We start from the raw sequence: 21,479 nt of genomic DNA, 5'->3' as shown, positions 1-21,479 counted from the left end.
ATTGCGGAAGGGTAAAGCGAGACAGCCCCGCGTATGCGCAACGGTGGCGGTCAGCCCCGCGTGGTTGTCAGTGGGTGCTCACCAGGGCGTGCCGACGGGGAATGCGCGTCACGGCGCGAGACGCACGCCGATGCCGTCGAGCCCCGGGCCGGCCGAGGGAAAGCGGACGAGCACCGCCGGGTCATGGCCCGGCACGACCCGGCGCCGATCGCCCCCGGCCTCGCCGATGAGCCGCCGGTGGCCTTCGAGCACGGCGCGCATGTCATGCACGATCGGGTAGGGGTTTCCGGTCAGCGTCTCGTCGAAATGCGCGGCATCGGAGGCGAGCACGATGGGGCCGGAGGCGGTCTCGATCCGCGCTGCCATCAGCCCGGCCGAATGCCCGCCGATGCGCAGCAGGCGGATGCCGGGCCAGGGCTCGTCGTCGCCATCGTGGAACACCACCCGGTCCTCGAACACGCGGTGGACGAGGGCAGAGACATCCTCCGCCAGGAAGGGGCGGCGGAGATGCGGGTGGCACATGCAACGGCCTGTCGCATAGGCCATCTCGGCGTCCTGGATATGGAAGCGCGCGGCGGGGAAGGCGGCATGGCCGCCGGCGTGGTCGTAGTGCAGGTGCGTGATGACGACATCCTCGACCGACGCTGCATCGATGCCGACGAGGGCGAGCGCCTCGGCGGGCGAACGCAGCCAGGTGTGGCCATGCGCCGGGGCGCGATCGGCCGGGAAGCCCGTGTCGAACACAACGGCCTTGCCGGTGCCCGCGTGCCGCGCCGCCCAGACGAAGAAGGTGAGCGGGTGCGGCGTGTCATGCGCGGGATCGGGCGGGAAGAAATGGTTGCGCCGTCGCCGCGCGGTGTTCTCGGCATAGGCCAGCGCGAAGACCTCCCACATGGCGTGCTCCCGGTTCGTGGTTTAACTATGCCGCGAGCTTAGCCCACGGGGAGTGCATGACCATCGAAACGTTCCGCATCGCGGTGCTGCCTGGCGACGGCATCGGACACGAGGTGATGGCGCCGACGCTGGCGCTGCTGGACGCCGCCTGCGCCCGGGCGGGCGGGCTCACGCTCAGCCACGAGACCCTGCCGGCGGGCGCGGTCTGCTGGCGCGACACCGGTGCCGCCCTGCCCGCCGCGACCATGGCGGCGGCGAGGGCCGCCGATGCCATCCTGCTCGCCGCCATGGGCGACCCGGCGATCCGCTACCCGGACGGCACCGAGATCGCGCCCCAGCTCGACCTTCGCTTTGACCTCGGCCTCTATGCCGGCGTCAGGCCGGTGAAGCCGATCCCGGGCGTGCGCATCCCGCTGGCTGACCCGCGTGCGCGGGAGATGGATTTCGTCGTCCTCCGCGAATCGACCGAGGGGCTGTTCGCCAGCCGCGGCCGGGGCACCGTGGAGAACGATGCGCGGGCGTCCGACACGATGGTGATCACCCGCGCGGTGTCGGAGCGGCTGTTCGACTTCGCCTTCGCGCTGGCGCGTTCCCGCCGCGACAAGGGGGGCAGGAACCTCGTCACCTGCGTCGACAAGGCGAATGTCTTCACCTCCTTCGCCTTCTTCCGCCGCGTGTTCGACGAGCGCGCGGCCGCCCACCCCGACGTGCGCGCAGCCCACGCCTATGTCGACGCGATGGCGCTCGATTTCGTCCGCCGGCCGTGGGAGCTCGACGTGCTGCCGACCGAGAACATGTTCGGCGACATCCTCTCCGATCTCGGCGCCGGGCTGATGGGTGGGCTCGGCTACGCCCCCTCGGCCGACATCGGCGACGAGCACGCGGTGTTCCAGCCCTGCCACGGCAGCGCACCGGACATTGCCGGCCGCGGCCTGGCCAACCCCACGGCGATGATCCTCTCGGGCGCGATGATGCTCGAATGGCTCGGCGAGCGGCATGGCAGCGCGCGGGCGGCGCGGGCGGGCGGGCTGTTGCGCGCGGCGGTCGATGCCGCCTTCGCACCCGGCCAGCTGGTGACGGCTGAGCATGGCGGGGCGGCCGGCACCGCGGCGGTTGCGACGGCGGTGGGCGAGGCGCTGGCGGCAGCGTGATCTGCCATTGCGGCGCCATGCGGGGCTGCTCACATGGCCTGCATGCGCGTGCCATCCCTCCTCCTCCTGCTCGCCCTGGGTGCCTGCGCCACCACGCCCTATGCCTGGCAGCGGCCCGAGACGGGCGAGCGGCCGTCGGAGGAACTGATCAACGCCTGCAGGGCCGAGGCGGCGCGCGAGGCGCAGCGCACGGCGTTCATGGGCACCTGGCCCTCCTACGGCATGGTCTGGGGGCGGGGGCGTGCGCCAGGCTGGGGCTATGGCATGGGGTGGAGCCCCGGCTGGAGCAGCATGGCGATCAGCCAGCGCACGCAGGAGCTCACCGCCTTCTGCCTGCGCGTGCAGGGGTTCCAGCTCCTGCCGGTCGCGCCCGAGACGACGCCGGGCGCAGCACCGCCGCCGCCGGACGATGAGCCGCGGCCGAAGCGCTGAGGCCACGATGGCGTGACGACACCTTCCACTGCCCCATATCGAAGTCACACTATCAGGAACGCCGAAGGAGTCCCCGCCATGCCGATCCACCGCCGCAAGCCCTGGCAGATGCCCGAGAGCGCCGTGACACCGGAGGAGGCCGTGCTCGCCCATTCCGCGGCGAAACGGGGTGGTCTCTCGCGCCGCGCGCTGTTCGGCGGCGGCGCCGCGGTGGCGGCGCTGGCCGGTGCCGGCGGCTACGCTGCACTCGCGCAGGGGCGTGACCCGATCGGCTGGTGGGACGCCCAGGTGGGCAATGACCCCTCGAAGGGCCTCTACCCCGCAGCACGGACCGAGCGCTTCACCCTCGACCGCCCGATCACCGAGGCGCGGGAGGCGATCACCTACAACAACTTCTATGAGTTCGGCAGCCACAAGGGCATCTGGCAGGCCGCCCAGCGCCTCGAGACGCGGCCCTGGACGCTGACGGTCGACGGCCTCGTCGCCAAGACCAAGACCGCCGACATCGACACGCTGCTCAAGACCTTCCCGCTCGAGGAGCGCGTCTACCGCTTCCGCTGCGTCGAGGCCTGGGCGATGGCGGTGCCCTGGACCGGGTTCCCCCTCGCCGCGCTGATCGCCTGGGCCGAGCCGCAGGCGGGAGCGAAATACGTCCAGTTCGAGACGTTCCAGAACCCGGCCATCGCCCCTGGCTTCCGCCAGACCTGGTATCCCTGGCCGTACCGCGATGCGTTCACGCTCGACGAATGCACCAACGAGCTCGCCTTCATAGCGACCGGCGTCTACGGCAAGCCGCTGCCGCCGCAGATGGGTGCGCCGATCCGGCCGATAACCCCCTGGAAATACGGCTTCAAGCAGCCGAAATCCATCACCCGCATCAGCTTCCTGGCGGAGCGGCCCGTCGGCTACTGGGAGAAGCTGCAGCCCTCCGAGTACGGGTTCTGGGCGAACGTGAACCCCGAGGTGTCACACCCGCGCTGGAGCCAGGCGACGGAGCGGATGCTGGGCACCGGCGAGCGGCGGCCGACGCTGATCTGGAACGGCTATGGCGAGCAGGTGGCGGGCCTCTACACCGGGTTGACGCGCGAGCGGCTGTTCGCCTGAACCTGGCGCGGAAGGTCAGAAGTACGTTCCATGCGGTTGTTTTTTCGGCTTTTTCTTGGCGTGCTCGGGCTTTGCTTCCTGGCGCTCGCGCTGTGGCCGGCAGCGCGCGAGGCAATGGCGCTCGCCGCCGGCACGCACAGCTTCATCCCGCTCGGCCAGGTGGCGTTCGAACTCGACCCGGCTCTCCTGAACATGACCCAGGCAGGGGTGCAGCGGCACGTCGCCCCGTGGCTATGGGACGACGTTCTCCAGCCGCTGCTCGAACAGCCTGCGTGGCCCATCCTGGGCGGGCTGGGCCTCGCGCTGCTCTGGTTGAGGCCACGCTCACGATGAATGAGCCGGCGACGTGACGGGGGAGAGGGTTCTTCTCGTCGAGGATACGCGCGCGCTGGCGGAGCTCTACCGCTCCTACCTCCGTGATGCGCCCTGGTCGCTCGCCCATGCGGCGACGGCGGCCGAGGCGCGTGCGGCGCTGGCCGAGGGCGGGGCGGACGCGGTGCTGCTCGACCTTCGCCTGCCCGACGCCGACGGGCTTGACCTCCTGCGCGAGATCAGGTCGGGCGAGATCAGGTCGGGCGAGATCAGGTCGGGCGAGATCAGGTCGGGCGAGATCAGGTCGAGCGAGATCAGGACGGGTGAGCGTGCGCCGCCGGTGATCGTGATCACCGCCAATGGCTCCGTTGCCACCGCGGTCGCTGCCATGCAGGCAGGGGCGGCCGATTTCCTGGTCAAGCCGTTCCAGCAGGAGCGGCTTCTCGTCACGCTCGGCAACGTGCTCGAGCGGGCGCGGCTGGCGCGCGAGGTGGCCTCGCTCCGCGATGCGGCGGAGCGCAGCGCCTATGGCGGCTTCATCGGTGCCGCCCCTGCGATGCAGGCCGTCTACCGCATCATCGACAACGCGGCGGCCAGCAGGGCCACGGTGTTCATCAGCGGCGAGAGCGGCACGGGCAAGGAACTCGCGGCGGAGGCGGTGCACCGCATGTCGCCGCGGCGGGATGGGCCGTTCGTGGCGATCAACTGCGCGGCCATCCCGCGCGAGCTGATCGAGAGCGAGGTGTTCGGCCATGTCCGCGGCGCCTTCACCGGTGCCGTGGCTGACCGTGCTGGCGCCGCCGCCCAGGCCGCCGGCGGCACGCTCTTCCTCGACGAGATCTGCGAGATGGACCTCGGCCTGCAGGGCAAGCTGCTGCGCTTCATCCAGACCGGCACGTTCCAGCGCGTGGGCGCCACCAAGCTCGAGCAGGTGGACGTGCGCTTCGTCTGCGCCACGAACCGCGACCCGATGGGCGAGGTGAAGGCAGGGCGGTTCCGCGAGGACCTCTACTACCGCCTGCATGTCGTGCCGATCGAGCTGCCCCCCCTGCGCGAGCGTGGCGAGGACATCCTGATGCTCGCCGACCGCTTCCTCGCGCGCTTCGCCGCCGAGGAGGGCAAGCGCTTCACGGCGATCGGGGCGGAGGCGCGGGCGGTGCTCCTGGCGCATCCGTGGCCGGGGAACGTGCGCGAGCTCGAGAACGCGATCCGCACGGCCGTGGTGCTGAACGATGCCGAGACGCTGGAGGCAGCGATGCTGCCCGCCCAGCTTCGCGCGAGCCGGGCAGGCGCCGTCCGACCGCCGAGCCAGCCGGAGCCGCCCGCCGCCCCCCGGCTACGGGCAGGCATCAGGACGCTGGCCGAGATCGAGCGCGAGGCGATCGAGGCAGCGATCGTCGCCTGCGGCGGCAACATCGCGCAGGCGGCTGCTGCCCTCGGCGTCTCTCCCTCGACGCTCTATCGCAAGCGCATGGGCTGGGAGAAGGGCGAGGGAACGCCCGGAAGCATCGCCCAGTAAGCTTCTGTATTTGCGATAAAAGCGTCGTTCAGCCGCGGCGGCGCAGCATCGCCAGCGTGTCGTGCAGGCCGCTCTGCAGCGCGACGAAGGCAAGCGAGAGAAGGCCACGATTGTCCTGCCGCGCGGCGCGCTCGATCCGCCCGGCATCCTCCGCCAGCGCCCCGAGGCCGAGCACCATCGCACCCGTGGCGATCGCATTCGCCTCCGACACCACGGCCTCCAGGGCATCGACCTCGATCGCGCGCGCCATCGCATCCACCCGCCGCAGCAATTCGGCGGAGAACAGCGCCGCGCGCGCTGCCTCGCGCTCGGCCGCCTCGTCGCGCGAGGCGTCGGTCATCGCGGCACGGGCAAGGAACTGAACGCTGGCCATGGGTGGGCGATGCTCTCTCTTCGCAGCGGGACCCCGTAAGTCTGCGGCAGGGGATGCAAGCGCCGTGCAAGCTGGAGCTTGCTACTTGACCGAGAGCAAGGAGGCTGATTTTTCAATCACAACGCGTGTCCGATCCCAGAGCGGGATGGCCTGCGGGATCGTTCATTGTGTCCCTTGCGTGGGCTGCGATACCAGGACCTCCCCGAGGCCTCGGGGACAAGGACATGCTTGGTGTTCCGAGCCGGTCCAGATGATGGGACCACTGTCGCATGTCGTTTCTTGATCCTCGCAGCTCCTGGATCGGTTTCCTCGCCGTTGCCGGCCTCACGCTGACACTCGCATTCACCGCCCTTGAGCCGGCATCGTCGCAGGGCCTCGGCTTCCTGCCGCGCCTTGCCTTCTGGGCCGCCCACAATGCCGGGGCGCTGGTGCTGCTGTCGGTCGCCCAGCTTGCCATCACAAGCAGCCGATGGCTGGGTCGCGCCCCGCCGTTCGTGCAAGTCGCGCTGGCAGGTCTTCTCGGCGCCGTGCTGTTCACCCCCGTCGCGCTTGGTCTCGACAGGCTGTTTGCGTTCCTGAGCGCGACGCTGGTCGATGATCCCAGCCTCGTGCGCGCCCTGGCGCAGGAATTCGCCGCGTTGGCGCCGCCGCTCTGGCTCATCTGGGGTCTCTTGAATGCACCGAGGCTGGTTCACCTCCGCCAGGAGGCCACGCCGCCGGTGGCGGCCACGGACCACCAGGTGACGGAACGGCGGCAAGAGGATGCGACCCCACCAGCGGCCCAACGCGATCCCGACATCCTTCAGGAACTGTGGGAACGGGTTCCCCCCCGGCTGGGGCGGGACATCGTTGCCCTGACGGCGGAGCTGCACTACCTGCGCGTCTACACGGTTCAGGGTGACGCCCTGATCTTCATGGCTTTCGGGCGCGCGGTGGAGGCGCTCGCACCCCACCGCGGTTTCCAGATCCATCGCTCGCACTGGGTCGCGCTCGCGCATGTCGTAGAGCTCGCGCAGAAGGACGGCAAGACGTTCTGCGTTCTCGATACCGGCCTCAGCCTGCCGGTCAGCCGCGCCAACCGGGCCGCGTTCAAGGTCGCTTTCGAGACAGCGTCCTCCGCTGCCTGACCGCATCGACCGTTCGTGCAGGCAAGCCGTCCGCTCGTGCATTCGCCGTTGCCGTCCTCCGGCGCCGCTCCCCTGATCCGGCCTGCGCCACGACGCGGCGCTTCTGGGACGCGAGGAGTTCACGAATATGCGAAATGCCATCACCCTTGCCGCACTGTCCGCACTGATTCTGACGATGGCGGCCGCCCCGAGCGCGGCGCAAAGCTGGACGGATGGGGTCTACATCAGGCTGTTCGGCGGCGGGTCGTTCCTGCGCGATGACACCGCGACCCTGTCGGGCGCCGGGTCGGGCAGCGTCAGCTTCGATCCCGGCTTCGCCTTGGGCGGGGCGCTCGGCTACGAGGTGACGCGGAACATCAGCGCTGAAATCGAGCTGGCCTATCGCTCCGGCGGTGTCTCCAGCTTCGGCAATCCAGCACTTGGCACGGGAGGCGACTACGCCTCGCTCGCCGTCATGGCGAATGTCACGTACCAGCTCGATGGGTGGAATGTCGGCCTGGGGCGGCGCCTGCGTCCGTTCGCCGGGGTGGGGCTCGGCGTCATCGAGGAGATCGATTTCGACCTCAAGGGTGGGACCGGTCCGAGTGAATTCAGCGACAGCGGTCGCTTTGCGTTCCAGGTTCGGAGTGGGTTGAACTGGGAGCTGACCAGGAAATGGGTTGTCAGCAGCGAAGTCCGCTACTTCAGCGCCGGAACGCCCAAGCTCGCCGGGCAGGCCGGCAGAACCCTCGAAGCCGGCTATGCCAGCGTCGACGTGCTCCTGGGGCTGGGCTACCGGTTCTGATGTCCAGGACCCATGCTGCGACGCGGAGAGGCGCTGGTTCCCATGGCCCCGTCCAAGGGAGGCCCGTCCGATCATGTGAACCCACACGATCGGAACGTGCTCTAGCTCTCGCCGTGCCGCAGCATGGCGGAGGCCTTCATGATCACGGCCTCCGTCCTCTCCCAGAGGCCGAGCCCGGGCAGCGCGGTGAGCGGCGTCCACGCAACGCCGGCGCAGTCCCCCCCCGCGACGGGCTCGCCCGGACCCGCCAAGCCTGCGAAATCGACCAGCGTGTAGTGGAACCGCACCCGCCCTGCCTCGTCGCGGGTGATGGCATCGACCACGTCGACGAGGGTGAGGGGGCCGGCGATGCCGAGCCCCGTCTCCTCGGCGATCTCGCGCCTGGCGGTCTCCTCGACCGTCTCGCCAAGCTCCTGCCCGCCGCCGGGGAGAGACCATTCGCCGACGCGCGGCGGCGTGCCGCGGCGGATCAGCAGGACGGAGGAGCCCCGGAACAGGATGACGCCGACGCCGACGCGCGGGTGGACCGGATACTCCCTGCCGGAGGACACAGGCTAGGACGGGTCGCGCGGCGGCGGCGCCTGCATGTCCTCGCGGCGGAGCAGCAGGATGTCGGTCTTCCAGTCGACGAGCTGGTAGGCCCAGGGGGCGTGGCGGCGGGTGAGCGCTTCGGCTTCCGCGCGGGCCTCCTCGGGCGTCCTGACCTCGGGCGGTGCACCCTCCGACCGCGGGCCCTTGTCCTCCCAGCCGGCCGAGACGAGCGCCCAGCGCTTGTCGTCCGCCGTGACGATGCGCAGCGTCAGGGTAAGGCCGTCGAAGCTCGCGAACCGCGCCTCTCCGGTCGGGGTGCCGGCAGCGACGGCGGCGGCGGGGCGGACGTCGTTGAACGTCATCCACTCCAGCGCGCGGGGAAGATCGTCGATCTTGCCCTGGTCAGGCCTGAACCCCTCGGGCATGTCGGCCATCGTGGCCTGCTCGGCGGCTGGGGTGTCGCGCACGACCGTCACGGCGTCCTCGCCGGCGCGGTGGGCGGTGGCGGAGGCGATGCGCTGGCGCTTGATGTCCAGCACCTCGCGCTCGACCCAGAGCATCGGGTCGGTGTCGGTGCGCAGCTGGCCTTCGGCGAGGAATGTCCGGTTCTCGCCCGGCCGGCGGATATAGATCGCCTCCGGCAGGTTGCCGGCGGTGCGGATGCGCCGACGCCCGAGGATCGCCTCGGCAATCACCCGGCCCTGGCCGTCCTTCACGGTGAGGAGCTGGCTGGTGCCGCCGGCGACCGTCACGTCCTCGAGGCCGAGGCGGGAGAAGAGCTCAGGGTTGCCCGTGCGCTCCTCGATCAGCCGAAGCTCGCCAAGCCCAGCGAAGAGCTCGCGCACGCGGTCGGCGCGGACGGGGAAGCCGCCGCGATCGGCCAGCCCCCAGGTGCCGTCCTCGGCGCGGGTGAGCGACAGGGTCGCGTCTGCTTTCCGGATCTCGACCGTCCGCGCCTCGGCGAGGCGGGCGGCGACGCCGGGGAACACCGGCTGGCCGATCAGCGCGGCTTCGGTGCGCGTCGTCTCGCCGGTCATGACGACGGCGACCGCCCCAGCCGCGACGATCGCAGCCCCAGCCCCGAGCATGAGGACGCCGCGCCGTGTCATCGCCCGCCTCCGTTACGCATTGCATTCCGCATCGCAGATCGCACCCTCATGCGGCCGCCGCGAGCGGCTCCTCCGCCCGCCTTGCACGCCGGCGTACGCGCCAGAGGCCGAGCAGGATCGCGACGAGCGACACGACGACGGGAACGGCGACGATGGTGGCGATCTTCACCGTCCTCTCCAGCCCCTCGATGTCGCGGCGAAGCTCACGCTGCACGGCGCGAAGCTCCTGCCGCGTCGTGACGATGTCGGCCCGCGCCTGGTCGATCGCCGCGCGCTGTTCCGCCGTCAGCACCGCTTCGGCCCGGCCGCGCTCCGCTGCCGTCGCCCCGCCCTGGCGAAGCTCGCGGAGCTTCCGCTCGGTCTCCTCGAGCCGCTTGGTCAGCGCCTGCTCGCGCGAGCGGTAGGCGGCTTCCGCCTGCCGGCGCATGCCGTCGACCAGCTCGAACGGCCGGCGGCTCTCGCCGCGGCTGCGCAGCCCGATCAGCGCATCCGAGCCCGCGAGGTTGTCGAGCGTGTTGATGACCAGCGCGCCGTTGTCTGCCGTCGGCTGTGCCACCTGCTGGCCGAAGAAATCCTGCACGCGCACCCAGAACCGGTCCTCGAGCACATCGGCATCGGCGATCACGACGAGGTTGGCGTTGCCCACGCTCCGCGCCCTGTGGGCCTGGGTGCGGGCCGGCGCCTCCTGGCCTGCCTCAGCTGCGGGCGGGCCGTCGGGGAAGGCGGAGCGGAGCTCGCCGCGCACGCGGGCAGCGAGCGTCAGCGCCGTGCCGCCAGGCCGGAAGGCAGCGAGGATGGCCGACGGGTTCGGATCGGTGCGCACGCTCGCCGCATCGATCGCGGCTGCCTCGGTGCTGGTAGTGACCAGCGGCTCGAAGGCGATGGTGGCACCCTCGCGGCGGCTGATGAACCCAGCCGAGCCGAAGGCGACCTGGTTCAGCTCACCCGTCACCACGTCGGTGCGGCTGATCTGGCCGGGGCCCGAGGCTGCGAACCAGGCGACGTAGTCGACCGCCTGCACACGGTCCTGCGGCCCGGCGCGGACGCGGAAGGCGCCGCGCAGGTCACCGGCCACCTTGTCCTTGTCGTAGACGATGCCCCAGGCCTCGAGCAGGCGCTTGAGGTCAGACGCCGTCTCGGTCTGCGGCCGGCCGCGCGGGTCGGGGCGGAAGGCCTGCGCCTCGGAATGCGGGTCGACCATCAGCAGCAGCTTGCCGCCACGCATCACGAACTGGTCGATCGCGTATTCCGTCTGCGGCCCGATGCCTTGCGGATGGGCGACCATCAGCACGTCGATGTCGGCGGGGACCTCGGCGGCATCGAGGGCGACGTCCTTCACTGTGAGGAACTGCCGCATCTGGGCCATCACCACCCAGGGCGGGGTGGGGCGGCCGCCGGGGCCGCGCATCTCGCCGTTGATCGGCAGCGACGTCATGACGCCGACGGTGGGGCGGCGGGGGTTGGAGAGCTCGTAGACGAGGCGGGTCAGGTCGGCCTCGAGGAAGCGTTCCCGCTCGGGCTGGAAGAAGGCGATGATCCTCTCGTCATCCAGCGTGTTTGACCCGGCGAGGCCGAAATAGACCTGCTCGCCCGACTGATCGACCGGCACGCCCTGCAGCCCGAAGGCGAGCGCGCGATCCTCCACCTCCGAGAACGGCTCCGGCTCGTAGAATTCGAGCCTGAGCTTGCCGTCGGCGAGCGCGGCGTATTCGCTGAGGAACTCGCGCACGCGGGTCGCGAACCCCGCATAGACGGGAATCTCCCGGCCGAGGCGCTGCGAATAGTAGAAGCGGAGGGTGATCGGCTCATCGATGCCGGCCAGAACGCTTCGGGTGCCGTCCGACAGCGTGTAGAGGCGCTGTTCGGTCAGGTCGATCCGGTAGCGGCCGAGGAACCGGTCGGCCAGCACGTTCACGCCGATGGCGAGCACGAGGGCGGCGATGATGCCCACGGCACCGTAGAGGCGGCGCGGCGGCGCTTTCGCTGCCGTCACGGTTGCAGCTGCCATCTCAGCCGACCTTCTTGAGCTCGACGATCACCGCGTTGGCGTAGAGCCAGAAGCCGATGAAGGTCGCGAAGAACACGAGGTCACGCACGGCAATCACGCCGCGGGTGATGCTGTCATACCGCCCGATGAGGCTTATCCGCCGCGCCCCTTCCAGCACCCCGGCGGGTACCGCATCGGCCACGAAGCCGGCGACGACGGGGCTGCCGAACACGGTGAACACGAAGCAGGCAGCGGTGGCCAGCACGAAGGCGATCACCTGGTTCCGCGTCAACGCAGACACGGCCGCCCCCACCGCGAGATAGCAGCCGGCGATCAGCAGCGAGCCTGCGTAGCCCGCGAGGATGACGCCGTTGTCGGGCGCGCCGAGGATGTTGACGACGATGACGAAGGGGAAGGTGAGCGCGAGCGCGATGGCGGTGAACGCCCACGCCGCGAGGAACTTGCCGAGCACGGCCTGCCACATCGCCACCGGCAGGGTGAGGAGGAGCTCGATCGTTCCCGTCCGCCGTTCCTCCGCCCAGAGGCGCATGGTGATGGCGGGGATGAGCAGCAGGTAGAGCCACGGGTGGAAGGTGAAGAACGGCGCGAGGTCGGCCTGGCCGCGCTCGAAGAAGCTGCCGACGGAGAAGGTCAGCGCGCCCAGCATCACCAGGAAGATGACGATGAACACATAGGCCACCGGGGTGGCGAAGTAGGCGGCGAGCTCGCGCCGCGTGACGGCGAGGAGAACGTGCATGGTCAGGCCGCCTCGCTCGTCGGTGCTGGAGCCTTGCCGCTGGTGCCCGCCTTGCCGCTGGTAATCGCGCGGAACACTTCGTCGAGCCTGCCCTTCTCGATGCGCAGGTCGCGCGGTGCGATGCCGGCGGCGGCCAGCGCATCGCGCACCGCCCCCTCGACCGGCCTGCCGGCGACCGGCAGGGCGCTGATCGCGAGAAGTCCGTCGACCGGGTGGTCATCGGCCTCGACGCCATCGACGGCATCGAGGCGGGCGAGTGCGGCGATGGCGGCGACGCGCTGGTCGGGCAGCACGCGCACGGTCACGGCATTGTGCCAGCGCGAGCGTGCGGCGAGCGAGGCGGGCGCAGCATCGGCGACCAGGCGCCCGCGCGCGATCACCACCGCGCGGGTGCAGATCGCCTCCACCTCCTCGAGGATGTGGGTCGAGATCACAATCGCCTTCTCGGCCGCCATGGCGGTGATGAGCGCGCGCACCTCGTGCTTCTGGTTCGGGTCGAGGCCATCGGTCGGCTCGTCGAGCACCAGCACCTCGGGGTCGTGCAGGAGCGCCTGGGCAAGCCCGACGCGGCGCTTGAACCCCTTCGAGAGCGCCTCGATCGGGTAGTAGATGACGTCGCCGAGGCTGGTCGCACCCATCGCCTTCTCGACACGGCGCCGCTTCTCCGCTCCCGAGAAGCCGCGGATGGACGCGACCCATTGCAGGAAGGCGAGCACGGTCATGTCGGGGTAGGTCGGTGCCCCTTCCGGCAGGTAGCCGAGGCGCCGCTTCACCGCGAGCGGTTCCGCCAGCACGTCATGGCCGCAGAGGCGGGCCGTGCCGGCGGTGGGCGTGAGGAAGCCCGCGATCATCTTCATGGTCGTGGACTTGCCGGCCCCGTTGGGGCCGAGAAAGCCCAGCACCTCGCCGCGCGCGACGGCCATCGACACGTCGTCGACCGCGAGCACGGGCCCGAAGCGTTTCGTCAGCCGTTCGACCTCGATCATCGCCGCCATGCGGCCCAGTCTCCCCGTCGAAACCCGCGTTTGGCGGCGGATGTGGAAACGCCCGGCCGCACGATCAAGAAGCCGGGCGAATGACCATGCGGTTGCCGTCCGGTCAAGGCGTGCGGATCGGCGGGGCGCCGAGAAGCCGCGCCACGCCCTCGACATGGGCGGCGAGCAGCGCTGCCGCCCGCTCGCGCTCGCCTGACGCCAGGGCAGAAGCGATCGCCCGGTGCGCGGCGTTGGCGGCGGCGATGCGCCCGCGCGTGGCCGGCAGGGTGTGGCGCAGCGCGCGCACCCGCGCGGCAATGCCGCGATGCGCGCCGATGAGGTCCGGATTGGCCGAGGCGGTGACGATCGCCCCATGGAATGCGGTATCGGCCGTCTCGCAGGCCGCGAGATCGCCCACCGTGAGCGCTGCGTCAGCCCCGTCGCAAAGCCCGGCGAGGGTCGCGGCCAGCGTATCCGGCCCAGGCGCGAGCCTGACGGCGCCTGTTTCGAGCAGCGACCGGAAGGCGCAGAGCGCGGCGATCTCGTCAGCATCAGGCCGGAAGACGAAGCTGCCCGATTGCGGGCGGACGGTGACGAGCCCTTCCCCCACGAGGGCGAGCAGCGCCTCGCGCACGGGGGTGCGGCTGACGCCGAGCTCCGCCGCCAGCGCCTTGTCCGAGATGCGCGCGCCGAGGCCGAGCGTGCCGTCGGCGATCAGGGAGCGGATCGCGTCCGCGAGGCTCCGCTTGAGGGGGCCTTGGGGCGGATCGACATTTATCATACTAATATACTAGCATATCGCTATGAGCCACTTCACTGTCTTCCTCAAGCGCGACTGCGCCACCTGCCAGGCCGTTGCTCCCGTCATCGCCGAGCTCCGCGCCCGCGGCCTGGCGCTGATCGCGTGGGTCCAGGACGATCCCGGATTCTACGCCAGCCTCGGGGCGGAGGATGACACATCCCTCCGCGCCTCCTTCCTCGCCGATGTCGAGACGGTGCCAACTGTCGTCCGCGACGACGGCGCGAAGGCCGAGGGCTGGGACCGTGCGGCGTGGGAAGAGCTGACCGGCCAGCCTGACCTCGGCCCAGGCCTGCCGCCGTTCCAGCCTGGCTGCGGATCGAAGACGCGCGAGCCCTTCGTGCACGAGGCGCTCGCCGCCCGCTTCGGCCCAGCCCTCCTCGCCGCGCGCGCCATCCCGCTCGGCGCCTGGGACGATGACGCAGAGGCGTGCTTCGACCGGGGGTGGAGCGATGGGCTTCCCGTCGTGCCGCCGACGGACGCGCGCATCCTGCGCATGCTCGCCGGAACGAAACGGTTGCCAAACGAGATTGTCGGCAGCATCCCGCCCAACCTCGTGCCGTGCACGGTCGAGAAGGTGGCGATCAACGCGGTGATGGCGGGTTGCCGGCCCGAATACATGCCCGTCCTGCTCGCCGCGCTCGAGGCGGCGCTCGAGCCGGTGTTCACGCTGCATGGCGTCACCTGCTCCACCTGCTTCTCCGCGCCCGTGATCGTGGTGAACGGGCCGATCGCGCGCCGCATCGGGATGAACAGCGGGGCGAACGCGCTCGGCCAGGGCAACCGCGCCAACGCCACGATCGGCCGCGCGCTCAACCTCATCATCCGCAACGTCGGCGGCGCGGTTCCGGGTGGCATCGACCAGGCGACGCTCGGCGGCCCCCACAAGGTGGGCTTCTGCTTCGCCGAGGCCGAGGATGATCCGACCTGGCAGCCCCTCGCGCAGGCCCGCGGCATTGCTCCGGGCCGCAGTGCGGTGACGCTGTTCCAGGGCGAGGGCATCCAGGGCGTGATCGACTGGAGGAGCCGCACGGCCGATGAACTCGCCCGCTCCCTGGCCCTCTCGCTGCTCGCTGTCGGGCATTGGAAGCTCTGCGAGTTCTTCAACGCCATTCTCGTGCTGGCCCCGGAACATCATGCCATCTTCCGCAACGCCGGCTGGGGGCGGGGCGAGGTGGAAGGGGCGTTGCGTGCGGCCCTGCGCCGCCCCGGCCGCGACCTCGTCGCGGGTGCCGGCGGGGTGGGCGAGGGGATGGCGACAGCGCGGGCCGAGGACATGGTCGACAAGTTCTGGCCGGAGGGGCTTCTCGTCGTCCGCGCCGGCGGTGCCGCCGGCCTCTACTCCGCAATCTGCGCCGGCTGGACAGGCGGGCGGTTCCGCCACGAGAGCCAGCCCGTGACACGGGAGATCGTTGCATGAGCGATGGCATCACGCTGCGTGACCCGACGGCCGAGGCGAGCGGGGCGATGCGCCCACGCGTCGCCCCGCCTGCTTCCCTTGCCGGCGTCACCGTCGCGCTGCTGGATATCGGCAAGATGCGCGGCGACGAGTTCATCGACCGCCTCGCCATGCTGCTGACGGAACGCGCCATCGCCACGCGCCGCTTCCGCAAGCCCACCAACACGCGCACCGCACCGGTCGAGACGCTTCAGGAGATCGCCACCACCTGCAGCGCGGTGGTGATCGCACTGTCCGATTGCGGCTCCTGCACCTCCTGCTCGACGCATGACCTCAACGACCTCGATCGCCGTGGCATCCCCGGCGTCAACGTCATCACGGAGGCCTTCGTGGAGGCCTTCGCGGGCCAGACACGGGCGATCGGCTTTGCGGGGGCGTCCGTCGTCGTCGCCCACCCGGTGCAGAACCGCACGACGGTGGAACTGCACGCGATGGCAGAGGCAGCGTTGCCGGGCGTGCTTGCCGCCCTCGGCGTCGTGGCGGCAGAGTGAGGCGATGGACCTGCGCGAGCGCACCTTCGAGGACTACATCGTCGGCCACGTCGCGACCTTCGGCGCGCGCACCGTGACGGCCGAGGAAATCATCGCATTCGCGCGTGACTACGACCCGCAATCGTTTCACCTGAGCGAGGAGGGCGGGCGCGCGACACCCTATGGCGGGCTGATCGCGTCCGGCTGGCACACCGCGAGCCTCTCTATGCGCATGCTCGCCGACAACGCCGTCTCGCGCCACGGCCTCGGCAGCCCGGGGCTCGACGAGTTGCGCTGGTTCATCCCCGTCAGGCCAGGCGATACGCTTTCGGTGCGGCTCACCGTTCTCGAGACGCGGCGGTCACAGTCAAAACCCGATCGCGGCATCGTCAAGCAACGCACCGAGACGTTGAACCAGAACGGCGACGTGGTGATGCTCTGGACCGGCAACATCATGGTCCGCTGCCGCGACTGAGGCCTACGCGGTCACCTCGCGCCGCGAGCGGATCAGCCGCATCAGCGCGCTCACGCCAGCGAACAGCCAGACCGCGATCGTCAGCACGCCAAGCGCGGTCGAGAGCGGGCGGTCGAAGAACGCGGCGAGGTTGCCCTCCGACTTGATCATGCTGGTCATGAAGGTCTGCTCCAGCATCTCGCCGAGCACGAGGCCGAGGATGGCCGGTGCGACGGGGATGCCGTTCTCCTCCATGATCCAGCCGACCACGCCGGCCGCAAGCATGATGACGATGCCGTACACCGAGGAGGTGATGGCGAAGCTGCCCACCATGCAGAACAGCAGGATGATCGGGAGCAGCACGCGACGCGGCACGCGCAGGATGTAGGTCGAGCCCCTGATCGCGGCGAGGCCGAGCGGTACCATGAGGATATTGGCGACGATGAAGGCCATGAACACCGCATAGATCAGCTGCGGGTTCTGGATGAACACGGTCGGCCCCGGGTTCATGCCCTTCATGTAGAGGACGCCGATCACGATCGCGGTGATCGAATCGCCCGGGATGCCGAACACCAGTGCGGGGATCCACGCCGCGCCGAGGGCTGCGTTGTTGGCACTCGTTGCATCGACGATGCCCTCGACATGCCCGGTGCCGAACTTCTCCGGCTCCTTCGAGAACTTCTTCGACATGGCGTAGGCGACCCACGCCGCGATGTCCGCCCCGGCCCCTGGCAGCGCGCCGACGATGGTGCCGATGGCGTTGCCGCGGAGCGCGTTCGGCCAGTAGCGGCGCGTGACCGTTCCGAGGCCCCGGAACACGTTGCCGATGCGCTGCTGCGGCAGGGACGCCTGGCTCTCAGGGTCTGCCATGCCGCGCAGCACCTCGCTCACCGCGAACAGGCCGATCATCGCGGGGATGAAGCTCACGCCCGACATCAGGTCCGTCACGCCGAAGGTGAAGCGCGGGAAGCCGGAGATGGTGTCAAAGCCCACGGTCGAGACCATCAGCCCGAGCATGAGCGAGACCATCGCCGTGAGCGGGGTGAGCGAGGCGATGAAGACGCCGCAGGTGAGCCCGAGGCAGGCCAGCCAGAAATACTCGAAGCTCGAGAAGCCGAGTGCCAGGTCGGCGAGAACAGGGGCTGCGAACATCAGCACGACGGTGCCGAACAGCCCGCCCACCGCCGAGAACACGACGTTGACGCCAAGCGCCAGTTCCGCCTGGCCCTTCCGCGTCATCGCGAAGGCCTCGTCCGTATAGGCGGCGGAGGCGGGCGTTCCCGGCATGCGCAGCAGCGTCGAGGGGATGTCGCCGGCGAAGATCGCCATCGCTGTTGCCGTTACGATCGCGGCCAGCGCGGGCACAGGGGGCATGAAGAACGTCACCGGCACCAGCAGCGCGGTCGCCATCGTCGCGGTCAGGCCCGGAATGGCGCCGACGAGAATGCCGAACACGGCGCTGCCGAGGATGGTGAGCAGCACGTTCGTATCGAGGATGAGCCCGAAGGCCTGCCCAACTGCGTCCATCAGACAGCGTCCATCAGGCAAACACCACGAGAAGCCCGCGCGGCAGCGGAATGCGCATCAGGCTGCCGAAGGCGTATTCGACGACCAGCGCGGTTGCAACCGCTGCGATCGCTGTCGTGACCACGCTGACGCGGAGATAGAGCATCATCCCCGCGAGCATCAGTGTCGCGGTGATCACGAAGCCCAGCGTGTCGGACACGAGGATGTAGGCGACGATGGCACCCAGCGTCAGCGCGATCGCCCCTGCCGCGCGCGGGCTCCTCGCCCAGTCTGCGACCGTGACGAGCGGGTGCCGCGGGCGGATCGCCACGCCGCGGATGATCATCAGCACGCCCGAGAGTGCAAGCATCCCCGCGATCACGCGGGGGAACAGGTCAGGCCCATAGGGCTGGCCGGGGATGCGCGGGAAGGAGGCGGTGATCGAGAACACGGCAAGCGCGAGCCCGATCAGCAGCGCCCCGATCACCGCCTCGTTCACCCGCACGGGGGGCGTCCCCGTGCGGATGCGTTGCCTTGCCTCATGCCTTGGCGAGGCCCACGGCCTTCATCACCTCGCCCATCTGCTTGTCGTCATCGGCCATGTGCTTGGCGAAATCCGCCGGTCCCGCCCAGGTCATGCCGAAGCCGCGGGCGTTCATGAAGGTCTTGAAGTCGTTGCTGTTCCAGATCTTCTCGAGCAGCGGCACGATGCGCGCGACGACCGGCGCGGGCAGGTTGCGCGGGCCCGCGATGCCCCGCCAGGCAGCGACGGTGTAGTTGATGCCGAGCTCTTCGTTCAGCGTCGGCACGGTCGGGAATTGCGGGTTGCGCGCCGGCGCCATGATGGCGAGCGACTTCGCCCGGTTCGCCTCGATCATCGCGCGCGCCTCGGGCACCGAGCAGGTGACGATGTCGACGCCGCCCGCCGCGAGGTCCTGCATCGCGGGCGCCGCACCGTTCGAGGGCACCCAGCGCACCGCATCGCCCGGCAGGCCCATCGCCCGCAGCCAGCCCGCGAGGGCGAGGTGCCAGATGCCGCCCTGGCCGGTGCCCGACGCCGTCATCCGGCCCGGGTTCGCCTTGATCGCATCGGCCAGCGCCTTGACGTTCTGGAAGGGGCTGTCGCCCTTCACCTGCACGCCAGGCGGGTCGGAGTTCATGAGCGCGAGCGGGGTGTAGCTCGTGCCCTTGAGCTCGGTCAGCCCCTGCCAGTGCATCATGCCGATCTCGACCGTGATCATGCCGATCGTGAAGCCGTCGGCCGGCGCGGTGGCGATCGCGGAATGGCCGACGACGCCCGACCCGCCGGTGCGGTTGACCACGTTGACAGGCTGGCCGAGTTCCTTCTCGAGGGCGGCAGCGACGAAGCGCGCGGTGGCATCGGTGCCGCCGCCGGCACCCCAGGGAACGACGAAGGTGATCGGCCGGTTGGGCGACCACTGTGCCTGCGCTGCGGCCGTTCCAATCAATGCAGGCGCGGCGAGCATGCCGGCACTGCCGGCAAGCAGGATGCGACGACGGACCATCGGTTTCTCTCCCCATTCGCAAATGTTGCACCCCGGCTTGGGCCGGGTTTCGCGCGCGAGTGTTGCCGGAACCGCGCCCGGGCGAAAGGGAAATTGTCAGCCGATCCGTGGCACGCCTGCCGGCCTGTCGTCCTTCAGCGCCACGCCCGAGAGGCCGCGCGCCCGCATCTGCCCGACCAGCCAGGCGAGCGTGGCGGCGGCCTCGGGGAAGCCGAGCCCGCCAGGGCGGATGTTGCTGATGCAGTTGCGTTCCGCATCCGTTCGCCCCGGCCGCGGTGCGAAGGTGATGTAGGCGCCGAGGCTGTCGGGTGCTGACAGCCCGGGCCGCTCGCCGATCAGCACGATCACCACCTCCGCGCCCAGCGCTGCGCCGATGTGATCGCCGAGTGCGACGCGCGCCATCGTCGCGATCACCGCACGCACCGGGGCCGCGCCGATCGCCGCGAGCATCGGCAGCGCGGCGGCGACGAGCGGTGCTGCTTGCCGCTCGGCCGCGGTGGCCGAAAGCCCGTCGCCGATCACGAGCGCGACGCCGCCCTCGCGCGGCAGGGCGGCGAGGTCATCGGGGTCAGCGACCCGGCCGAGATCGGGGCGGAGCAGGTAGGCCGCGCGGTCCGGCGCACGCGACCGGCAGGTCGAGACGGCAAGCCCGAGGGCGCCGAGGTCGGCCGCAAGCACCGCCGTATCGAGCCGCGCGTGCACGGCATCGCGGGCGAGCGCATGCGCGGCCTGGAAGTCGAGATGCGCTGCCGTGGGCAGTGCGTTCCCGGCGCGACCGAGTGCCACGCGTGCTGCGGTGAAGCGGCGGAGGTCGCGCCAGGCGGCGGGGGGATCAGCCAAGGCCGATCAGCGTCGGCGAGAGGGCAGGGGGGATCGCCACGCCATCGGTGCCGATGCCGACACGGTCCAGCCACGCAACGAATTCCGGGGCGGGTCGCTTGCCGAGTGCGGCGCGCACCGCGAGCGCATCGTGGAAGCTGGTGGACTGGTAGTTCAGCATCACGTCATCGGCCCCCGGAACGCCCATGACGTAGGTGACGCCGGCAACGCCGAGGAGGGTGAGCAGCGCGTCCATGTCGTCCTGGTCGGCCTCGGCGTGGTTCGTGTAGCAGACATCGACCCCCATCGGCAGGCCGAGCAGCTTGCCGCAGAAATGATCCTCGAGGCCTGCGCGGGTGATCTGCTTGCCGTCGGCGAGATACTCGGGGCCGATGAAGCCGACGACGGAGTTGACGAGCAGCGGGGCGTAGGCACGCGCGACGGCGTAGGCGCGGGCCTCGATCGTCTGCTGGTCGACGCCGTGATGCGCGTCGGCCGACAGCGCGCTGCCCTGGCCGGTTTCGAAATACATCACGTTGCAGCCCACCGTGCCGCGCCGGAGTGCGAGCGCTGCATCCCGCGCCTCGGCGAGCAGGGAGAGCGAGACGCCGAAGCTCTCGTTGACCCCTTGCGTGCCGCCGATCGACTGGAACACGAGATCGACCGGCGCGCCGGCCGCGATCGCTGCCATCGTCGTCGTCACATGCGCGAGCACGCAGCTCTGCGTCGGGATGTCGTAGCGCGCGCGCACCTCGTCGAGCAGCTGGAGAAGCCGTATCGTATTCGAAACACTGTCGGTGGCCGGGTTCACGCCGATCACGGCATCGCCGGCGCCCAGCAGCAGCCCATCGAGCACCGCGGCGGCGACGCCGCGTGGATCATCGGTCGGGTCATTCGGCTGCAGGCGCACCGAGAGCGTTCCCGGCAGCCCGAGCGTGTTGCGGAAGCGCGTGACGACGCTGCACCGTGCCGCGACCGCGACGAGATCGGCCAGCCGCATGATCTTGGCCACCGCCGCGGTCATTTCCGGCATCAGGCCTGGTGCGAGGGCGGTGAGCGTGGCGGTGTCGGCCTTCCCCAGCAGCCAGTCGCGGAAGCCGCCGACGGTGAGGTGTGAGACGGGGGCGAAAGCGCGTGCGTCATGGCCGTCGATGATCAGGCGGGTGACGTCATCCGCCTCGTAGGGGATGACGGCTTCGCTGAGGAAGTGGCGCAAGGGGACATCGGCCAGGGCGCATTGCGCGGCGACACGCTCCGCCCCCGATCCTGCCGCCACGCCGGCAAGCGCATCGCCCGAGCGGAAGGGTGTTGCGCGCGCCATGAGCGTGCGGAGGTCATCGAAGACGAAGCGTGTGCCGCCGATCGTGTGCGCGAAGCCCATGCGCCACGGTG

At 70.3% G+C, this 21,479-nt stretch carries 23 protein-coding genes; 10 read left to right on the top strand and 13 right to left on the bottom strand.

Going from position 1 to position 21,479, the window contains the following annotated elements:
- Positions 1 to 108: 108 nt before the first annotated feature.
- Positions 109 to 894 (bottom strand): N-acyl homoserine lactonase family protein, encoded by a 786-nt coding sequence (locus Q0C38_RS07865; protein WP_291296523.1) that lies wholly within the window; start codon positions 892 to 894, stop codon positions 109 to 111.
- Between the two features lie 56 nt (positions 895 to 950).
- Here Q0C38_RS07865 and Q0C38_RS07860 point away from each other — a divergent pair, with 56 nt between their 5' ends.
- The 5 genes from Q0C38_RS07860 to Q0C38_RS07840 all read left to right on the top strand — a co-directional run bounded on the left by Q0C38_RS07860 (position 951) and on the right by Q0C38_RS07840 (position 5,412).
- Positions 951 to 2,045 carry an isocitrate/isopropylmalate dehydrogenase family protein gene (locus tag Q0C38_RS07860; RefSeq protein WP_291296522.1) on the top strand — a complete coding sequence of 365 codons (1,095 nt, stop codon included), beginning with the start codon at positions 951 to 953 and terminating at the stop codon, positions 2,043 to 2,045.
- 42 nt (positions 2,046 to 2,087) lie between these two features.
- Entirely contained in the window at positions 2,088 to 2,477 is a 390-nt protein-coding gene (locus Q0C38_RS07855; protein WP_291296521.1) for a hypothetical protein, read from the top strand.
- 78 nt (positions 2,478 to 2,555) lie between these two features.
- Positions 2,556 to 3,581, top strand: coding sequence for a protein-methionine-sulfoxide reductase catalytic subunit MsrP (msrP, locus tag Q0C38_RS07850; protein WP_291296520.1), 1,026 nt, complete (start codon positions 2,556 to 2,558; stop codon positions 3,579 to 3,581).
- 30 nt (positions 3,582 to 3,611) lie between these two features.
- Entirely contained in the window at positions 3,612 to 3,914 is a 303-nt protein-coding gene (locus Q0C38_RS07845; protein ID WP_291296519.1) for a hypothetical protein, read from the top strand.
- Positions 3,915 to 3,927: 13 nt separating this feature from the next.
- Entirely contained in the window at positions 3,928 to 5,412 is a 1,485-nt protein-coding gene (locus Q0C38_RS07840) for a sigma-54 dependent transcriptional regulator (RefSeq protein WP_291296518.1), read from the top strand.
- Between the two features lie 28 nt (positions 5,413 to 5,440).
- Here Q0C38_RS07840 and Q0C38_RS07835 read toward each other — a convergent pair whose 3' ends face one another.
- Positions 5,441 to 5,752: a hypothetical protein gene (locus tag Q0C38_RS07835; protein ID WP_291296517.1), complete on the bottom strand. Its 312-nt coding sequence runs from the start codon at positions 5,750 to 5,752 to the stop codon at positions 5,441 to 5,443.
- A gap of 461 nt (positions 5,753 to 6,213) precedes the next feature.
- Between Q0C38_RS07835 and Q0C38_RS07830 the strand changes: the two genes are divergently transcribed.
- Positions 6,214 to 6,912, top strand: coding sequence for a LytTR family DNA-binding domain-containing protein (locus tag Q0C38_RS07830; protein WP_291296516.1), 699 nt, complete (start codon positions 6,214 to 6,216; stop codon positions 6,910 to 6,912).
- A 127-nt stretch (positions 6,913 to 7,039) separates the two neighbouring features.
- Positions 7,040 to 7,696 (top strand): outer membrane beta-barrel protein, encoded by a 657-nt coding sequence (locus Q0C38_RS07825; protein WP_291296515.1) that lies wholly within the window; start codon positions 7,040 to 7,042, stop codon positions 7,694 to 7,696.
- 101 nt (positions 7,697 to 7,797) lie between these two features.
- On the opposite strand, the gene Q0C38_RS07820 is transcribed toward Q0C38_RS07825, so the two are convergent.
- The 6 genes from Q0C38_RS07820 to Q0C38_RS07795 all read right to left on the bottom strand — a co-directional run bounded on the left by Q0C38_RS07820 (position 7,798) and on the right by Q0C38_RS07795 (position 13,835).
- Complete coding sequence (locus tag Q0C38_RS07820; RefSeq protein ID WP_291296514.1) at positions 7,798 to 8,247, bottom strand: NUDIX hydrolase; 450 nt, start codon at positions 8,245 to 8,247, stop codon at positions 7,798 to 7,800.
- A gap of 3 nt (positions 8,248 to 8,250) precedes the next feature.
- A complete protein-coding gene (locus tag Q0C38_RS07815) occupies positions 8,251 to 9,336 on the bottom strand; it encodes a DUF4340 domain-containing protein (protein WP_291296513.1) in 1,086 nt (361 codons plus the stop codon).
- 46 nt (positions 9,337 to 9,382) lie between these two features.
- Positions 9,383 to 11,344, bottom strand: coding sequence for a Gldg family protein (locus Q0C38_RS07810; protein WP_291296512.1), 1,962 nt, complete (start codon positions 11,342 to 11,344; stop codon positions 9,383 to 9,385).
- 1 nt (position 11,345) lies between these two features.
- Positions 11,346 to 12,080, bottom strand: coding sequence for an ABC transporter permease subunit (locus Q0C38_RS07805; RefSeq protein WP_291296511.1), 735 nt, complete (start codon positions 12,078 to 12,080; stop codon positions 11,346 to 11,348).
- Positions 12,081 to 12,082: 2 nt separating this feature from the next.
- On the bottom strand, positions 12,083 to 13,075 hold the full coding sequence (locus Q0C38_RS07800; RefSeq protein WP_291296510.1) for an ABC transporter ATP-binding protein: 993 nt from the start codon (positions 13,073 to 13,075) through the stop codon (positions 12,083 to 12,085).
- A 103-nt stretch (positions 13,076 to 13,178) separates the two neighbouring features.
- Entirely contained in the window at positions 13,179 to 13,835 is a 657-nt protein-coding gene (locus Q0C38_RS07795) for a GntR family transcriptional regulator (protein WP_291296509.1), read from the bottom strand.
- A gap of 22 nt (positions 13,836 to 13,857) precedes the next feature.
- Here Q0C38_RS07795 and Q0C38_RS07790 point away from each other — a divergent pair, with 22 nt between their 5' ends.
- From Q0C38_RS07790 to Q0C38_RS07780, 3 genes are read left to right on the top strand one after another with little or no spacing between them, the layout of a single operon-like run.
- Positions 13,858 to 15,273: a hypothetical protein gene (locus Q0C38_RS07790; protein WP_291296508.1), complete on the top strand. Its 1,416-nt coding sequence runs from the start codon at positions 13,858 to 13,860 to the stop codon at positions 15,271 to 15,273.
- Positions 15,270 to 15,803 carry a UGSC family (seleno)protein gene (locus Q0C38_RS07785; RefSeq protein ID WP_291296507.1) on the top strand — a complete coding sequence of 178 codons (534 nt, stop codon included), beginning with the start codon at positions 15,270 to 15,272 and terminating at the stop codon, positions 15,801 to 15,803. The genes Q0C38_RS07790 and Q0C38_RS07785 overlap by 4 nt, the downstream gene beginning before the upstream one ends.
- A 4-nt stretch (positions 15,804 to 15,807) precedes the next feature.
- Entirely contained in the window at positions 15,808 to 16,257 is a 450-nt protein-coding gene (locus Q0C38_RS07780; RefSeq protein WP_291296506.1) for a MaoC family dehydratase, read from the top strand.
- Positions 16,258 to 16,260: 3 nt separating this feature from the next.
- On the opposite strand, the gene Q0C38_RS07775 is transcribed toward Q0C38_RS07780, so the two are convergent.
- The 5 genes from Q0C38_RS07775 to Q0C38_RS07755 form a co-directional block, all read right to left on the bottom strand.
- Positions 16,261 to 17,763 carry a tripartite tricarboxylate transporter permease gene (locus Q0C38_RS07775; RefSeq protein ID WP_291296505.1) on the bottom strand — a complete coding sequence of 501 codons (1,503 nt, stop codon included), beginning with the start codon at positions 17,761 to 17,763 and terminating at the stop codon, positions 16,261 to 16,263.
- Positions 17,764 to 17,776: 13 nt separating this feature from the next.
- Positions 17,777 to 18,247 carry a tripartite tricarboxylate transporter TctB family protein gene (locus Q0C38_RS07770; protein WP_291296504.1) on the bottom strand — a complete coding sequence of 157 codons (471 nt, stop codon included), beginning with the start codon at positions 18,245 to 18,247 and terminating at the stop codon, positions 17,777 to 17,779.
- Positions 18,248 to 18,281: 34 nt separating this feature from the next.
- Positions 18,282 to 19,268: a tripartite tricarboxylate transporter substrate binding protein gene (locus Q0C38_RS07765; protein ID WP_291296503.1), complete on the bottom strand. Its 987-nt coding sequence runs from the start codon at positions 19,266 to 19,268 to the stop codon at positions 18,282 to 18,284.
- A 96-nt stretch (positions 19,269 to 19,364) separates the two neighbouring features.
- Entirely contained in the window at positions 19,365 to 20,108 is a 744-nt protein-coding gene (gene eutC, locus Q0C38_RS07760) for an ethanolamine ammonia-lyase subunit EutC (protein ID WP_291296502.1), read from the bottom strand.
- Positions 20,101 to 21,468, bottom strand: a complete 1,368-nt coding sequence (locus Q0C38_RS07755; RefSeq protein ID WP_291296501.1) for an ethanolamine ammonia-lyase subunit EutB — start codon at positions 21,466 to 21,468, stop codon at positions 20,101 to 20,103. The genes eutC and Q0C38_RS07755 overlap by 8 nt, the downstream gene beginning before the upstream one ends.
- Positions 21,469 to 21,479 lie beyond the last annotated feature (11 nt).

It is taken from the genome of Elioraea sp. (assembly GCF_022842375.1).
Classification (GTDB): Bacteria; Pseudomonadota; Alphaproteobacteria; order Acetobacterales; family Acetobacteraceae; genus Elioraea_A.
The sequence above is the reverse complement of the archived record's forward strand: the minus strand, read 5'-3'. Positions and strand labels throughout refer to the sequence as shown.

What these genes read in the sequence shown, in the direction of transcription:
- Q0C38_RS07865 (WP_291296523.1), bottom strand. Translation starts at nt 894, where the DNA reads ATGTGGGAGGTCTTCGCGCTGGCCTATGCCGAGAACACCGCGCGGCGA.
- Q0C38_RS07860 (WP_291296522.1), top strand. Translation starts at nt 951, where the DNA reads ATGACCATCGAAACGTTCCGCATCGCGGTGCTGCCTGGCGACGGCATC.
- Q0C38_RS07855 (WP_291296521.1), top strand. Translation starts at nt 2,088, where the DNA reads ATGCGCGTGCCATCCCTCCTCCTCCTGCTCGCCCTGGGTGCCTGCGCC.
- msrP (WP_291296520.1), top strand. Translation starts at nt 2,556, where the DNA reads ATGCCGATCCACCGCCGCAAGCCCTGGCAGATGCCCGAGAGCGCCGTG.
- Q0C38_RS07845 (WP_291296519.1), top strand. Translation starts at nt 3,612, where the DNA reads ATGCGGTTGTTTTTTCGGCTTTTTCTTGGCGTGCTCGGGCTTTGCTTC.
- Q0C38_RS07835 (WP_291296517.1), bottom strand. Translation starts at nt 5,752, where the DNA reads ATGACCGACGCCTCGCGCGACGAGGCGGCCGAGCGCGAGGCAGCGCGC.
- Q0C38_RS07825 (WP_291296515.1), top strand. Translation starts at nt 7,040, where the DNA reads ATGCGAAATGCCATCACCCTTGCCGCACTGTCCGCACTGATTCTGACG.
- Q0C38_RS07815 (WP_291296513.1), bottom strand. Translation starts at nt 9,336, where the DNA reads ATGACACGGCGCGGCGTCCTCATGCTCGGGGCTGGGGCTGCGATCGTC.
- Q0C38_RS07810 (WP_291296512.1), bottom strand. Translation starts at nt 11,344, where the DNA reads ATGGCAGCTGCAACCGTGACGGCAGCGAAAGCGCCGCCGCGCCGCCTC.
- Q0C38_RS07805 (WP_291296511.1), bottom strand. Translation starts at nt 12,080, where the DNA reads ATGCACGTTCTCCTCGCCGTCACGCGGCGCGAGCTCGCCGCCTACTTC.
- Q0C38_RS07800 (WP_291296510.1), bottom strand. Translation starts at nt 13,075, where the DNA reads ATGGCGGCGATGATCGAGGTCGAACGGCTGACGAAACGCTTCGGGCCC.
- Q0C38_RS07795 (WP_291296509.1), bottom strand. Translation starts at nt 13,835, where the DNA reads ATGATAAATGTCGATCCGCCCCAAGGCCCCCTCAAGCGGAGCCTCGCG.
- Q0C38_RS07790 (WP_291296508.1), top strand. Translation starts at nt 13,858, where the DNA reads ATGAGCCACTTCACTGTCTTCCTCAAGCGCGACTGCGCCACCTGCCAG.
- Q0C38_RS07785 (WP_291296507.1), top strand. Translation starts at nt 15,270, where the DNA reads ATGAGCGATGGCATCACGCTGCGTGACCCGACGGCCGAGGCGAGCGGG.
- Q0C38_RS07780 (WP_291296506.1), top strand. Translation starts at nt 15,808, where the DNA reads ATGGACCTGCGCGAGCGCACCTTCGAGGACTACATCGTCGGCCACGTC.
- Q0C38_RS07775 (WP_291296505.1), bottom strand. Translation starts at nt 17,763, where the DNA reads ATGGACGCAGTTGGGCAGGCCTTCGGGCTCATCCTCGATACGAACGTG.
- Q0C38_RS07765 (WP_291296503.1), bottom strand. Translation starts at nt 19,268, where the DNA reads ATGGTCCGTCGTCGCATCCTGCTTGCCGGCAGTGCCGGCATGCTCGCC.
- Q0C38_RS07755 (WP_291296501.1), bottom strand. Translation starts at nt 21,468, where the DNA reads ATGGGCTTCGCGCACACGATCGGCGGCACACGCTTCGTCTTCGATGAC.